Consider the following 14392-nt stretch of genomic DNA (forward strand, 5'->3'; position numbering starts at 1 on the left):
AAACTAGGAGGCTTCAGAGATATATGTTTAATTTGCTGTGGGGTATTTTGTTTGTGGTTGTCAATTTTGCTTTCTTTCTGCTCTGCTACCGCCTGTTCGGTAAAAAAGGCTTATATGCCTGGGTCGGAGTTGCGACGGTTATTGCCAATATTCAAGTGGCTAAGACAATTGAAATGCCGCTGGGAATTGTAATGACGCTCGGCAACACCATGTATGTCACGCTGTATATGACCAGCGATTTGCTTAATGAGAAATACGGGCGTTCAGAAGCTCGCAATGCGGTCTGGTTCGGTTTCTTCACACTGCTGATGACGACAGTGATTATGCAGATGGTTCTGAAGTTCGAGCCGCAGGAGACGGATATAGCCCAATCTTCCCTGGAGACTATTTTCGGCATGATGCCGCGTCTGGCATTGGGCAGTCTTACAGCCTACTTTATCAGTCAGTTTCTGGACGTGCGCCTCTACTCCTGGATACGTAAATATTTCAGCAGTTCACGCCAGCTCTGGATTCGTTCGAACGGCAGCACTATGATCAGCTCCTTTGTAGATACGCTGATTTTCTGCTTGATTGCTTTTGCCGGATTTTACGACCTAAGGGTATGGACCGAAATTTTGCTGACGACCTACTTATCGAAATTCCTGCTGACCGCTGCAGGTACGCCGATCCTTTATATTGCCCGTTCCTTCCGCTTTGCTGAAGAGACTGAGGCCCGCAGGGACACGGAAGCACGGATTGATTTATAGAACGGGTTTAGCGCCCAGATAGAAAAGCAGCAAGCCTCCGAAAGCGGGGCTTGCTGCTTTTTGATAACCCTAACAGCATTAACCGGCTGGCTACAAATGAAGAACAGTCAGTTCCTTTGGATAGCTGGTCAATGTGACCGGACCGTCAGCCGTAATTAACACATCATCTTCAATGCGCACGCCGCCCAGGCCTGGTACATAGATGCCGGGCTCGACAGTGAACACGTTCCCGTTCTCGATAATATCTTCATTTAAGCCGTGCAGTGAAGGATATTCATGGGTATCCATGCCAAGGCCGTGGCCGACCCGGTGCATGAAGTATTCACCGTAACCGGCAGCGTCAATGACATCACGTGCTGCCTTGTCGACCGAACCGAAGGTGGCTCCAGCTCTCGAGGCTGCGATGCCCGCCATATTGGCAGCGAGAACGGTGTTGTAAATTTCCACCAGCTTGGCATCAATTTCACCCACAGCAAAGGTCCGGGTAATATCGGAGGCATAGCCTGCGGCATACACGCCCATATCGAACATCAGCAAATCACCTTGCCGGATAACCCGGTCTCCGGGCACGCCGTGCGGCAAAGCCGTTTTCGGTCCGGAGAGCACCATCGTATCGAAGGAGGGGCCGGAAGCGCCAACCTTTTTCATCAGATATTCAAGCTCTGCAACCAGCTCGATTTCGGTGACCCCGCTCTTAATGTGGCTCAGGCCGCGGCGGAGGACTTCCTCCACGAGCTCAGCGGCATGCTTCATCCGCTCGACTTCCTCCGGCGTTTTCTTGGCCCGCATAGCCCGCAGCAGGTGTCCGATGTCGCTGAATTGTCCGGCCGGAACCGCCGCAGACAGCAGCTCGTAACGGCTCACGGAGAAGTGTTCCTTCTCGATGCCGAGTGTTCCCGGGGCAGTGCCGCCAAAACGCGACTTCAGCAGCTCATAAGGATTATCCGTATCACTGTGCGTTAGGATCGTGGTGACGGAGGAGGCTGCATGGGCAGCTTCGGCATCGAGCGCCGGCACAATCAGTACAGGCTCCTCTCCGCGGATCAGTAGCAGGCCCAGAAACCGCTCATGCGGGTTGCTGGAAAAACCGGTCAAATAGTATACATGCTTGGGATCAGTTACGAGCAGGGCATCCAGCCCGTTACCCGCCATTCCTTGCTCCAGGCTTTTCAGAGCCTCGTTCATTTCAGGTGTTCCCCTTTCGTCTACACGTTAAAAAAACAACGTTATCATTATAGATCATAACCCGGCGGGGTGCACCTGCCAGTGTAGTTGCCAGTGTCCGGACCAACGCTAAGCGTAAAAAAACTGCCCCGCCGCAGGAATCCCGGACGGGGCAGTAAGTGCAGACTCCTCTATGGGCGTAGTTGCCTACAGCGCCTCGGTCAACGACCCGATAAGCGCCTGCGGGCTGCCTTCATACAGCCCGCCGTGATAGCAAAGGACAGACCGGATGGGCAGGTCTTTCAGCTTCAGCAGGCTGCGGAGGGCCAGCGGCATGTCCGGTGTAGCGGCATCCCAGGGGCCTGCCAGCTTGCCGTCCACCACGCGCAGCTCATCGGCGGCGAGCAGCAGCTCCTGCTCCGGCAGGTAGAGGCAGATATGGCCCGGGGTATGGCCAGGGGTATGAATAATCTCAAGCCCTCCGCCCCAAGGCAAGTGCTCACCGTCATGCAGCTCCGTGATGTCTTTCAGCTGCTTCAGCTGCTCCAGGAATTGCTGGAACTCCTCTTGACGCGCCTCCGGCAGCTGGGCGACCCGTTCCGGGGTCATTTTGAGCATCGGCTGGCTCCCGTTAATGACAGGCAGATCACCGGGATGGGCGAACAACCCGACGTCCGGAAGGTCACGGGCCAGAGCAGGAAGATTACCGATGTGATCCGTGTCCTGATGGGTAAGGATAATCCGTTTGATGTCCGAAGGGGCTTCTCCTGCATCCTTGACCGCTTGAATCAGCGCATCGTACTGGTCGAACATGCCAGTGTCAATCAGAGTCAGACCATCCTCGTCCTTTAGCAGTACCGGATGAACCTCCGATGGGCCAAGAGGTATCGTAAGCGCAATAACATTGTGTCCTATATTCATCCTGAACTCCGGGAAAAGGATTCCCGGAAATCACCTCCTGAAACTTTTGTGGGCGATCCTTTTCTTCAACCCCTGATATGATGTAACATAATCTTAATACATCTGTTTATTAAAGGCCAGGCCAGGGCTGAAGCTGGCAGGTTCTGCGCACGGGAGGGGAATTCGGCCATGCAGGGAAAAACGGTACTCGTAACCGGCGGCAATTCCGGGATGGGACTGGCAACAACAATCGAGATGGCCCGCCGGGGGGCAAAGGTAATTATGGCCTGCCGCAGCCAGAGGCGCGGTGAGGAAGCACTGGTGGAAGCCCGGCGGCAGAGCGGTTCGGACGACATTACGCTGATGCTGTGCGATCTGGCTTCGTTCCAGAGTATCCGCAGCTTTGCCGAGCACTTTTTAACAGAATATCCGGTACTTGATGTGCTGATTAATAATGCCGGAGTCGTGACTGTCAAACGTGAGCTTACGGCAGATGGCTTCGAAATGGATCTCGGTGTCAATCATCTGGGGCATTTTCTGCTGACGAATCTGCTGCTGGATCCGCTGAAAGCAGCCGAGCAGGGCCGGATCGTTGTTGTAGCTTCAGGTGCCTATAAGATTGGCAGGCTGCATCTGGACAATCATACGTTATCACGCGGCTTCAATCCGGCTAAAGCCTATGCCCGTTCCAAGCTGGCTAATATTCTGTTTACCAGAGAACTGGCTGCCCGCCTGCAGGGAACTGCGGTTACGGCCAATGCGGTGCATCCGGGAGCGGTGGGGACAAGCATCGGAGTGAATCGCGAAACAGGGTTCGGCCGCTCCGTGCTGAAGCTGCTCTCGTATTTTTTCCTGACTCCTGAGCAGGGGGCAGACACAGCCATTTATCTGGCGACCGCACCGGAGCTGAGCAGAGTAACCGGACAGTATTACTACCGCCGCCAAATCCAGCAGCTGTCGCCAAGGGCGACCAATGAGCAGGAAGCAGCACATCTCTGGCAATGGAGCCTGGAGCAGACCGGATTGAGCCGGGAGCATAGCTAACCATAGGCAGACTGTACCCTATCAGGACAGACTTATATCTTTTGACGTAGATTACACTTTGGGAGGAATGGCAGAATGGCTTGGCAAAATTACAGCATTGAAGATGCCGCAATTGAAGATTTAGAGGCAATTGTGGAGATATATAATTCGACGGTAGCAGGCCGGATGGTCACTGCCGATCTGGAGCCTGTAAACGTAGAAGACCGGGTAAAATGGTTCCATGAGCATAACAGCCACCATCGTCCGCTATGGGTACTGAAGCAGGAGGGCGAGATTGCCGCCTGGTTCAGCTTCCAGTCGTTCTACGGGCGTCCTGCCTATAATGCAACCGCAGAGATCAGTGTCTATGTAAATGAGAAATTCCGCGGCAAAGGAGCCGGCAGCATTCTGCTGGCCAAGGCGCTGGAGGAATGCCCGCGCCTGGGTGTCGAGAATCTGGTCGGCTTTGTATTCGGCCACAATGAGCCTAGTCTTGCCCTGCTGCGGAAATTTGGCTTCAAAGAGTGGGGACTGCTGCCGGGTGTTGCCGTAATGGATGGCATCCAGCGGGATCTGGTAATTATCGGACGTAAGCTATAGCAGATAAGACTACTTTTTTAGAAGCAGGCTAAAAACTTAATGCGGTGGAACCGTTTCAGGACCGCAGTCGCCGGAATCAATCCATGATTCAGACCACTTTTCCAGATCGCGGATCACCGATTCCAGCCCCCGGCCTTTATCTGTCAGGGAATATTGAATTCTTACAGGTGTCTCGGGAAAAACTTCGCGGAGGACGATGCCCTCCTGCTCCAGCTCCTTCAGCCGCTCAGACAGAAGTCTGCCGCTGACGGGCAGCGCCGCCTCAATGGTACTGAAGCGCTGCGGTCCCTGGAGAAGCTGATAGATGATTAAGCCCGTCCAGCGTCTGCCGATAATATCCATGCTTTTCTGTAACTTTGGACACAGGTCTATGGATTTCATAAGGCTCACCTCTTACTGTACATTATAAACGAAAAGACCTATAACTAAAACAAATTTGAAGGATATGTAAGACCGAAAGGATGGTTGAAATGGCTAAAAAGAAGAAGACCGCAAGTGCTCCGCGTCCCGCTGCTGCGGATGCTCCGGCTACACTTAAGGACCTGCTGAGCAGCGATGTGCTGAACAAGCTGAAGGCGCAGTCCGATGCGCTCAAGGCCGAAGAAAATGACAAAAAGGAAGCGGCCCGTAAGGCCGTGGAGGATCAGCGCAAGGCCGAGCAGAAGCGGCTGGAGAATGATTTTGCGCATCTGCTGGAGAACAGCAGCCAGGACTGGCACAAATTTAAATAAACTAAACTTTACCAGATTTAGGGTTGACAATCTGCAGCAGAGCCATTTATTATTGGGTTTATCATTTAGAGAAGGGAGGCCGATGGGTCATGATTGGAACTAATAGTTTGAGAACGCCGCTAAGCCGCATGACAACCGCATATGAACAATCTGATCTCATCGCCTTCGTCCGGGAGACATGATGCGCAGCCCAGCCCATCAGTCACAACTGTATACGGGTGTGCTTTGAACTTGCGGAAGCTTGAATTCGAAGCTGCACCCAGCGCTCCGGGAGCCGTACGATCAGAACTGATCTGCGGCTCTTTTTGTGTTACCTGAAAACTAAAACTCATCTTACCACCCTGAGAGGAAATGAAAATCACTTATGAATACCATAGAACAGCAAGCGGGCTATGAGCCCCGCTACAAACATGAGGTGGCCCTTCCGGGCGGCGACCTCAAGGTATACGCCAGCGAGCAATTGTTTGGCTCACTTGATTACAAGGTCCTGGAAATGGCCAATAACAATCTGCAGATTCCGAATATCGAGTACATGAGCTACACCCCGGATGTACATGTAGGCGTCGGAACCTGCATTGGCACTACCGCGGTCTGGGATGCCGCATCAGGCTATGTATCGCCGTCCATCGTGGGCAGCGATATCGGCTGCGGCATGCGTGTGCATTTGACTAATCTGCACAAAGACGATCTGCGTGAGGTCAAGCTGCGCCGGAAGCTGGTCCGCGCCATTGAGAAATATCTGCCGATGGAAGCACAGCAGCGCGGCCATTACAGCGATATCCGGCTGGAGAACATTGTCCGCAAAGGGCTGCATGGCCTGCCGAACAAATATATTCCCGACAGCTATACCCCGAAGAAATCAAGTGCGCTATCCCGTGTGGAGATCAGCAAGCTCGCTTTTGACGAGGAGATTCTGAATGAGCTGCCCGATATGGCCTGGCACCGGGGGCACCGGCAGCTGGGTACACTCGGCGGCGGCAACCATTTCGTAGAGATTCAGGCGATTGAAATTGCTGAGGAGCAGCGGGAAGTGGCCGAAGCCTGGGGCCTTAAGGACGGTCAGATTGCCGTGATGATCCATTCCGGTTCCCGGGCCTGGGGCGGGATGGTCAACCAGTTCTGTACTCCCGCTTTTGCTAAGGTGATGGGACAGCTGGGTCTCGGCAGCGCCGATCCGCGGCTGATCTATGCCCCGCTTGACCATCCGCAAGGCCAGCGCTATGTCAATCTGATGTACTCCGCGCTGAATTATGCGGTGGTGAACCGCCATCTGATCGCTTACGGGGTCCGCGAGGCTTTCCGCGACGTGTTCGGCACGAAGTGCGAGCTGCGCACGCTCTACGATCTGATGCACAATTACGCCTGGAGAGAGGAGACTTCCTCCGGCACCAAATTTGTGCACCGCAAGGGGGCGACACGTGCCCTGCCGGCCGGTCATCCGGATAATCCGTCTGTCTATGCGGCAACCGGGCATCCGGCGCTGATTCCCGGCTCCATGGGCACGGCCTCTTATATCATGGTTGGCCAGCCCGGCGGGGAAGAAAATTATTATTCCATCTGCCATGGAGCAGGGCGCATCCGTTCACGCACAGCGACAAAACGGCTGGTGTCGGTCCATGAATTTTCCCGGTCGCTGAAGGTCGGCAAAGAAGATGAGATCGTAGTGAATCAGCATTCCCTGGAATCTATCATTGACGAATCCCCTCAGGCCTATAAGAATGTAGATGAGATCATAGAAAGCGTTACGGGCGCCGGCCTGGCTGCCGTTGTGGCCAAATGCAAGCCGCTCGCAGCGATAAAGGGGACGAAATAGGATGGAGCAGGAGTGCAAGAAACAGACTGTAATTTACCAGTACGATGAAGGTGCAAAAGGCCTGATCAAGGGGTACGATGTGTATGCCCGTCTCGTTGACGGTATCCTTGAAGCTCTGTACTCGCGCTATGGCGTCCGCTATGAGCTGTATGCGAGTGATGATCCGAACAGTGAATATTGGAAGCTGCTGCTAGATGATGTGCAGTCCGGCAATCCCGAGGTGGAGCATGTGGCGCGGATTTTTGACCGTCTGGAGGACCGGACTTTCATTTATGATGATGACAAGGAGCAGCCGGAGTACAATATCCATCTGTCCATCCGCAATAATGTGCTTGCTTATCCGGCCATGGGGGTAGCGCTTGCCCGGGTGCCTGTTTTTCAGGAGAACGGCATTAATTTTCAGGATTTCGTCTTTGCTGCATCGGATGAACAGCTGCAGGTGTTCTTAAGCAATGTGCGCAAGCGGCAGCGGGAGCAGAACATCAATAAGGTGACAGTGTTCACCGACAGACGAAACGGTATGTTCCGTGAAGACGAGCCGATTACCCGTTCTGTAGGACGGGATGATGTCGTATTGGATGCCGCAATCAAAAAAGAAATTTACCGCTCGCTCGACCAGTTTTTTGACGCAGACCGCAGTTTTTATGTCAAATACGATATTCCATATAAGCGGGGAATCCTGCTCTACGGCCACCCCGGCAACGGTAAAACAACACTCGTCAAATCCATCGCAGGAAGCGTCCCCGGACCTGTTGTGTACTGGCAGATTACTGAATACACCAGCAGTGAATCGGTAAACGAGGTGTTCGAGGCCGCAGCCCGGCTTGCGCCGATGGTACTGGTGATTGAGGATATTGACTCCATGCCGCAGGAGGTCCGCTCCTTTTTCCTGAATACGCTGGACGGGGCCACCTCCAAGGAAGGGATTTTCCTGATTGGCACCACCAATTATCCGGAGAAAATAGACCCCGGCCTCATGAACCGCGCCGGGCGCTTTGACCGGGCCTACGAGATCAAAATGCCTAATGAGGAGCTGCGGCTGGAGTATCTGCAGCTGCGCGGCTTCTCCGCTTTTGCCGGCGAGGAAGGGGTTGCCCTGGCTGCGCGCCTGACCTCGGATTTCTCGCTGACACAGCTTGGCGAGCTCTATGTCAGTGCCGCGCTGGAGTGGCATGAGAACGGCGCAGCCGATGTGGAGCAGCTGGTCCGCGGGATGCGCGGCGAGCTGGATAAGGGGCGCAAGCGGGAATGGATGCGGGATGCCTCATCCACGATCGGGTTTTATTGATAATATGGGCTAAGCACTCTAAGCCATGCCACCTGCTGAAGGTTCAGCGGGTGGTATGGCTATTTTTTGTTCAGAAGAGTGATTTGTAAGCCAGTGGAGGTGGCGTTAATGGACCGGAAAAACCTTACTTTCCCGGTGGGGTCCATTTTCTCAGGCTTACGGACCGTACCGTGCTTATTGCCTCAGTAATCTTGATTATCGGGGCGGAAATCCGCACATAAGTGAACTGGAGTCCGTTAGCCTTATCCAAAATGGATTCTGGCACAAATTAGCACGGTTGAGTCCGTTACGGATAAATGCGGCTGTTTTCCTGTTAAAGACGCTGTATAGTGAATCAATAATATGTCCGCGACCCATGTGTTGGAGAAATCTGTAACTTTTGGCCGGCTGGAACGTGGTTAGAGTGAGGGGGGAGGGAATGAAGTTAAATTCGCTGGATGATTATTATCAGAGCTATGTGCATGATATTTACCGGTACTTACGTTCCCTGTGCCGTAACCACCACCTCGCCGAAGAGTTAACGCAGGAGACCTTTTACCGTGCTTATTTGTATTTGGAGGATTGCCGCGAAGACAAAATCAAACCCTGGCTGTTCCGGGTAGCCTACAACGCTTTTATTGATCATACACGAAAAGCGCATCGCAGCATTACCAAAGAAGCGGACTATTTCAAGGCACTGCCTCATCCGGAAACCACCGAGGATGTGCTGCTGAGGCAGGAAGTGATGGAAGAAATGGCACTATTGGTGGAGGGGCTGCCCGAGGCCCAGCGGCATGCGCTATTACTTCATGATTTTCACGGATTGTCTTACCAGGAGGCGGCACACATCATGGATGTAGGCCTGTCCAATTATAAAATACTGATCTTCCGCGCCAGGCAAAAGCTGCGGGAGGCGGAGCGGAGGAGGAATGGGGATGAGTGAGGAATTCAAGGAGCATCTGCGCAAATACAGCGAAGGCAGCCTGCCGGAGGATGAGCGCACCGAAGTCGAGCGTGAGCTGGAGAAGCTGGAGGCCTATCAGGTGTATCTGGAGGAACTGATGGAGCAAGAGGATCAGCAGACCTCTCAGCGATTTATCATTAAACCGGATCTACCTGAGAAAAACACCTCCAAAAAAGCGAAAAAAACCGCTTCAAGAAAAGAAAAAAAAATCATCCGCCGGGGCAAATGGAAGGCGCGGTTTGCGAATACCTTTACGGTGCTGGCGGTTTTCCTGGCCTTCACAGTCATCAGCACTATCCTTACTGGGGTATTCTACAATAGTGGAGACCGGGTAGACAGATATAGAGATGTTCTAATTTCGGCGGTTGCCGTCTCACGTCCCAATACAAGCTTGAATCTGAATGCAAACGGGAAGTTTTTTTTCAGGATGGAGTTTTCGGGCAGGCTGCAGAAGCAAATCGGCAGTGAACAGGTGGACGTTGGAAGCTACTCCAGTAAGTTTCTGCTGGGGCTGGGCGGTATAGGCAATTACAACTGGACAGATCAGCAAAGCGGAAATACAGGGAGTTTTATTTTCGATTACCCGCAGGCAGCACAGAGTACCGGGGGACAGCGCAGTGACGCCCAGGAGTGGGAAAGGCTGGTGATGCTTCCTGAAGGCACAGTGGCCGAGGCTTACCTTTCCTTTGACCAGTTATATAGTACGGATGAGCTGCTGAGAAAACTTGAACCGCTGAATGTACTGCCAGTGTGGTTTGCAGTGGACGGAGGCCTGGCTGCCGATGAACGTTCCTTCAGTACCCTGCTCGGATTTCCGTACCAGCCGCTCTGGCATGCCGAAGATATGACGGTTAGGGAGATTTCCTCGGAAAAATGGGGCTGGTTCGGCAAAGTGACTTCAAGCAGCTCGAGCTCCCCTTCAGTCGAGTCCTACGGCAGCGGCGAACTCCGGGAGCAGAATTTCATCGAGACGCTGCAGCTGCTGCAAAAATACAAAACGATTACACGTAACGCTGCCCCATTTTTAAAAGTGGATGAATCCTTAAGTTATCTGGAGGAGCACGGTATTCATCTGTATGGTGCTGTGATTACAGGTCCGGTTAAAGAGCTGCTGAAGCTGCAGCAGAATTCCTGGGTCAGCAATATCCGGATCGGTGAAGTGCGGCTGTGGAACTGGAGGGACTGAGAGGACTGATGGGCTTGATGATAACGCATTACTTGCTTCTATCCCCTGCAAATCGTACAATTATCTGAAAATATGCATTCGCCTATGGGTGATAGATGTACGAGAATATGCAGATTAGGAGCTGAATAAGAGTGAGAATAGGAGTTGTATCGGATACCCATTTGCCGCGGTCGGCCAAGGCACTGCCGCAGGCGCTGGTGAAGGAATTCCGCCAGGTGGACCAGATTCTGCACCTGGGCGACTGGGTGGCCCTGGAGATCTATGATCTGCTGGCCGAGCTTGCGCCGGTAGAGGGAATTGCCGGCAATAATGACGGTACGGAGATTATCCAGCGGTTCGGGGAGCGCAAGATTGTTACCCTTGAGGGCATGCGTATCGGGCTGATCCACGGTCATGCCCCGTATTCCCGCAAAGGGACGGACGGGAACGCGCTGCTTGCTTTTGAAGGCGAAGAGGTGGACTGCATTCTGTTCGGCCATTCGCATCAGCCGCTAATGCGCCGGGAGAACGGTATATTGCTGTTCAATCCCGGTTCCCCTACTGACAAACGGCGCGAGAAGCAGTATTCCTTCGGACTACTCGATATTGAGGACGGCAAAATCAATGCCCGGCATGTCTTCTACGACTCCAGAGAGTAGGGGGAGGCCTACGCTCTTTTGTCCATATGAAACATCATTCTCTCCATGGTCAGTGCTGTGGCGGCTATTCTACAATATACGTAAACAGCCATTTGACGAAAAGAGGGAACCGGAATGATATCCTATCGTTTGGAACGTGCAACACTTCAGGACGCGGAGCTTATTGCTCCGCTGTTTAATGAATACAGGGTGTATTACGGACAGGAACCGGATCTGCCGGGGGCTTTACATTTTCTGCAGCAGAGATTGGAAGCAGGAGAATCGGCCATTTTCATGGCTGTGACGGGTGAAGGCGGTAGCAGATATGCCGGAGGGTTGGCCCAGCTATACCCTTCCTTCTCTTCACTGACGATGCAGCGGCTGTGGGTGCTGAATGATCTGTTCGTTGCAGAACAGCTGCGCGGGCGCGGGCTTGGTACGATGCTGCTGGAAGAGGTGCGGAATTTTGCCCTGAACACAGGGACTAAAGGTCTGACTTTGACGACCATGACTGACAACATATCAGCACAGCGTCTGTATGAAGCGCAGGGTTACGTCCGGGATCATGACTTTTATACGTATGATCTGTTTTTTGAAAAATGAAAGCTATAGTAAGGGGCGTTAAAGTGGATAACAGCAATAAACTGGCAGTATTTTTTGATCTGGATGATACGCTGTACGACCATTTGGTGCCGTTCCGTGAAGCGGTGCGCGAGGTGCTGGCGCCGGATGAGAGCGATTTGAATTATGCGGATTTATTCTATACCGTAAGGCATCACAGCGATCTGCTCTGGCCGAAGTATTTGCAAGGCGAGCTTGAGCTGGAGGAGACCCGGGTGCTGCGGCTGGAGCTGGCTTTTGCCGAATATGGGCTTGAGCTTAGCCGCGGGCAGGCCGAGCAGGTTCAGGCGGCATACATAGGCCGACAGTATACAATAGAGATGATTGACGGGGTAGAAGCGCAGCTGCGGCGGTTCATCGCCTTAGGGCACAAGGTCGGGATTATTACGAACGGGCCGGAGGAGCATCAGATGAACAAGCTGCGCGGACTTGGCATCGACAAGCTGATTCCGCCGGAGATGATCTTCATCTCGGATGCTGTCGGACTGGCGAAGCCGGACCCGGCGATCTTCGAGCATGTTAACCGGGTAACAGGGACAACCGCTGACAACTCGCTATATGTCGGGGACACCTGGGATAATGATGTGGTCGGCGCACTGTCGGCGGGCTGGAAGGTATGCTGGTACAATCCCCGCGGCAGACAGCCACGTACGGAGCATGTTCCAAGCCATACGTTTACGAACTACCAAGAATTTAGTGAGCTTCCGCTGATCTGAGGGAGTTTGCAGCAGAATATACAAAAGCGGCAGAGCCTCAGCTCTGCCGCTTTTTATTGCCCTTATAGGCAATTCTTTTTAATTCGCAAAGGTATACGTAGGATCCGTCAGGATAAGTCTGTCCTTGAGTCCCGAAGTGGCGTAGATTTTATTGTCATCGGTGATGAAGAAGGCATCAACCTTCTCAGGCAGGGATTCAAGATATTTCATGCCCTCTTCCAAGCCCATCAGGAATACGCCGGTAGACAAAGCATCCGCATCTGTTGCGTTCGGGCTCATGATGGTAATGCTTTTTAGGCCGTTTTGCGAAGGAAAGCCTGTACGCGGATCAAGAATATGGTGATAACGGACGCCGTCCTGCATGAAGAAGCGCTCATATACTCCGGAAGCATCGATGACTTCATCGGAGATTTTGATCGTGCCCAGCTGTGTGCCGCGGCTCTGGTCAGGGTCCTGCAGGCCGATATTCCAGGGAGAGCCGTTCGGTTTGTTGCCGAGTGCAATGATGCTGCTGCCGCCGAGATTAATCATCGCGCTGTCCAGACCCTGCTCCTTCAAATATTCAGCGATCCGGTCAGCAGCGTATCCTTTGCCGATCCCGCCCATATCCAGCACCATGCCTTCTTTGGCGAGCTTGATCGTCTTCGCGGCCTCATCAATAATAACATCCTTATAATTGGTCAGGCTTTTGGCTGCATCGATGTCAGCCTGGTCAGGCACATGTTCTCCGCCTTCGCCGATCGCCCACAGATCCACCAGCGGTCCGATCGTCGGATCAAACAGCCCGTCCATTTCTTCGGCATATTTAAGGGATTGTTTGACCACATCCAGGGTTTCATCGGATACGGTAACGGCTTCTTTGCCGGCTGCCTGATTAACGGCGTACAGCTCACCATCTTCTTTAGTGCGGCTGAATTCAGTATCCATACGTTCCAGTAACTGCTGGATATCATCCATATTTTGTTGAGTTGCTTTATCGCCGAACACTTTGATGTTAACGACGGTATCATAGATATAATAAGTCTGCGACAGGGCCTTGGTTCCGCCTTCTTCTGAAACGGTTGCGCCTCCGGAGTTCTCATTCGCAGCCGTATTACTGCTGTTGTCGTCTCCTTTGCTGCCAAGCGCCAGCCAGATGCCGACAGCTGCAACGATGACAATAACCAATGCGGCCAGGATAAGCGCCGATTTCTTGTTTTTAAACATTTTCCACCATCCATAAAGTAGTTTCTTGATCACATCCTTTTTATCATACCCCAGAAAGAATGGCAATGGATACTAATTTCATGACATTTTGCGCATAACAACAACAGGCATAGTCAATCTGCAACCGTTCCGCTTGAAATAAAGAGTTGTCTTCTTCATGCGGTCATGATAAATTGTTTTATGACTGGCTGACCGGAATTTAATTCTAGTCAATTGTTGGTGTGCTTTAGGAGGAAAGGAGTTTTATCTATGTCTATCGACCGCAAGTCGTTAATCCTGCAGGCGGCTTCAAAATCCTTTGTGCAATTCGGCTATAAAGCAACGACAATGGAGCAGGTATCCAAAATCGCGAATGTCGGCAAAGGCACGATCTATACCTTCTTCAAAACAAAGGAAGACCTGTTTGAGGAGATTCTGATTAAAGCTTCGCAGGAATTAACTTCTGTAATGAACCGCATTGCCACCGAAGATGACACCTTTATTCATAAGCTGTTTAATCTGCTTGATTCAATCCTGGAGTTCCGCTCCGATCATGAGCTGTTCGTTAAGCTGGCGCAGGAGGTACGTGACATCGGAACTGTTCAGGCGCTGGAAGGGGTCAAGCGGATGGAGGATTATGCGCTGGATTTCCTGAGACAGCAGATTGAGACGGCGATAGAGAACGGGGAAGTGAAGCCCTGCGATTCCAGTGTCGCCGCGTTCATGATCCTGCGTTTGTACCTGGCGCTGACCACGGAATGGAACAAAGCGCATGAACCGCTGGATGAAAACCGGATTAAAGAGCATATGATCCTGTTTATATCGAATGGTATCCTCAAATAAAGATGACAGCTTAAAT

Annotated in this window: 17 protein-coding genes; 12 read left to right on the forward strand and 5 right to left on the reverse strand. The window is 52.5% G+C overall.

What is annotated here, in order from left to right:
• Positions 1–23 precede the first annotated feature (23 nt).
• Positions 24–746 (forward strand): queuosine precursor transporter, encoded by a 723-nt coding sequence (locus QU597_RS06150; protein ID WP_236336308.1) that lies wholly within the window; start codon positions 24–26, stop codon positions 744–746.
• Positions 747–836: 90 nt separating this feature from the next.
• On the opposite strand, the gene QU597_RS06155 is transcribed toward QU597_RS06150, so the two are convergent.
• The gene (locus QU597_RS06155; RefSeq protein ID WP_310831829.1) at positions 837–1931 is read right to left on the reverse strand and encodes a M24 family metallopeptidase; all 1095 of its coding nucleotides are present in this window, start codon (positions 1929–1931) and stop codon (positions 837–839) included.
• Between the two features lie 186 nt (positions 1932–2117).
• Positions 2118–2831, reverse strand: coding sequence for an MBL fold metallo-hydrolase (locus QU597_RS06160; protein WP_310831830.1), 714 nt, complete (start codon positions 2829–2831; stop codon positions 2118–2120).
• 168 nt (positions 2832–2999) lie between these two features.
• Here QU597_RS06160 and QU597_RS06165 point away from each other — a divergent pair, with 168 nt between their 5' ends.
• Complete coding sequence (locus tag QU597_RS06165) at positions 3000–3854, forward strand: SDR family oxidoreductase (RefSeq protein WP_310831831.1); 855 nt, start codon at positions 3000–3002, stop codon at positions 3852–3854.
• Positions 3855–3929: 75 nt separating this feature from the next.
• Complete coding sequence (locus QU597_RS06170; RefSeq protein WP_310831832.1) at positions 3930–4433, forward strand: GNAT family N-acetyltransferase; 504 nt, start codon at positions 3930–3932, stop codon at positions 4431–4433.
• Between the two features lie 36 nt (positions 4434–4469).
• Here the strand turns inward: QU597_RS06170 and QU597_RS06175 are convergent, their stop codons facing one another.
• On the reverse strand, positions 4470–4814 hold the full coding sequence (locus tag QU597_RS06175) for a winged helix-turn-helix transcriptional regulator (RefSeq protein ID WP_310831833.1): 345 nt from the start codon (positions 4812–4814) through the stop codon (positions 4470–4472).
• Positions 4815–4903: 89 nt separating this feature from the next.
• On the opposite strand from QU597_RS06175, the gene QU597_RS06180 reads away from it, so the two are divergent.
• The gene (locus QU597_RS06180; RefSeq protein ID WP_310831834.1) at positions 4904–5164 is read left to right on the forward strand and encodes a YqkE family protein; all 261 of its coding nucleotides are present in this window, start codon (positions 4904–4906) and stop codon (positions 5162–5164) included.
• A gap of 119 nt (positions 5165–5283) precedes the next feature.
• Here QU597_RS06180 and QU597_RS06185 read toward each other — a convergent pair whose 3' ends face one another.
• Entirely contained in the window at positions 5284–5496 is a 213-nt protein-coding gene (locus tag QU597_RS06185) for a hypothetical protein (RefSeq protein WP_310831835.1), read from the reverse strand.
• A 32-nt stretch (positions 5497–5528) separates the two neighbouring features.
• Here QU597_RS06185 and QU597_RS06190 point away from each other — a divergent pair, with 32 nt between their 5' ends.
• The 7 genes from QU597_RS06190 (at position 5529) to QU597_RS06220 (ending at position 12348) form a co-directional block, all read left to right on the forward strand.
• Positions 5529–6977, forward strand: coding sequence for an RtcB family protein (locus tag QU597_RS06190; protein ID WP_310831836.1), 1449 nt, complete (start codon positions 5529–5531; stop codon positions 6975–6977).
• A gap of 1 nt (position 6978) precedes the next feature.
• Positions 6979–8265 carry an AAA family ATPase gene (locus QU597_RS06195; protein ID WP_310831837.1) on the forward strand — a complete coding sequence of 429 codons (1287 nt, stop codon included), beginning with the start codon at positions 6979–6981 and terminating at the stop codon, positions 8263–8265.
• Positions 8266–8683: 418 nt separating this feature from the next.
• Positions 8684–9187, forward strand: a complete 504-nt coding sequence (locus QU597_RS06200) for a sigma-70 family RNA polymerase sigma factor (RefSeq protein WP_310831838.1) — start codon at positions 8684–8686, stop codon at positions 9185–9187.
• Positions 9180–10394, forward strand: a complete 1215-nt coding sequence (locus QU597_RS06205) for an anti-sigma factor (protein ID WP_310831839.1) — start codon at positions 9180–9182, stop codon at positions 10392–10394. The genes QU597_RS06200 and QU597_RS06205 overlap by 8 nt, the downstream gene beginning before the upstream one ends.
• Positions 10395–10525: 131 nt before the next feature.
• Positions 10526–11032 (forward strand): metallophosphoesterase family protein, encoded by a 507-nt coding sequence (locus QU597_RS06210; protein ID WP_310831840.1) that lies wholly within the window; start codon positions 10526–10528, stop codon positions 11030–11032.
• Positions 11033–11146: 114 nt separating this feature from the next.
• On the forward strand, positions 11147–11614 hold the full coding sequence (locus QU597_RS06215; protein ID WP_310831841.1) for a GNAT family N-acetyltransferase: 468 nt from the start codon (positions 11147–11149) through the stop codon (positions 11612–11614).
• A gap of 23 nt (positions 11615–11637) precedes the next feature.
• The gene (locus QU597_RS06220; protein ID WP_310831842.1) at positions 11638–12348 is read left to right on the forward strand and encodes an HAD family hydrolase; all 711 of its coding nucleotides are present in this window, start codon (positions 11638–11640) and stop codon (positions 12346–12348) included.
• A 78-nt stretch (positions 12349–12426) separates the two neighbouring features.
• On the opposite strand, the gene QU597_RS06225 is transcribed toward QU597_RS06220, so the two are convergent.
• Entirely contained in the window at positions 12427–13554 is a 1128-nt protein-coding gene (locus QU597_RS06225; RefSeq protein WP_310831843.1) for an FAD:protein FMN transferase, read from the reverse strand.
• A 249-nt stretch (positions 13555–13803) separates the two neighbouring features.
• Here QU597_RS06225 and QU597_RS06230 point away from each other — a divergent pair, with 249 nt between their 5' ends.
• Entirely contained in the window at positions 13804–14376 is a 573-nt protein-coding gene (locus tag QU597_RS06230; protein ID WP_236336329.1) for a TetR/AcrR family transcriptional regulator, read from the forward strand.
• The last annotated feature ends 16 nt before the right edge of the window (positions 14377–14392 follow it).

The organism is Paenibacillus pedocola, from assembly GCF_031599675.1.
GTDB lineage: Bacteria > Bacillota > Bacilli > Paenibacillales > Paenibacillaceae > Paenibacillus_AQ > Paenibacillus_AQ pedocola.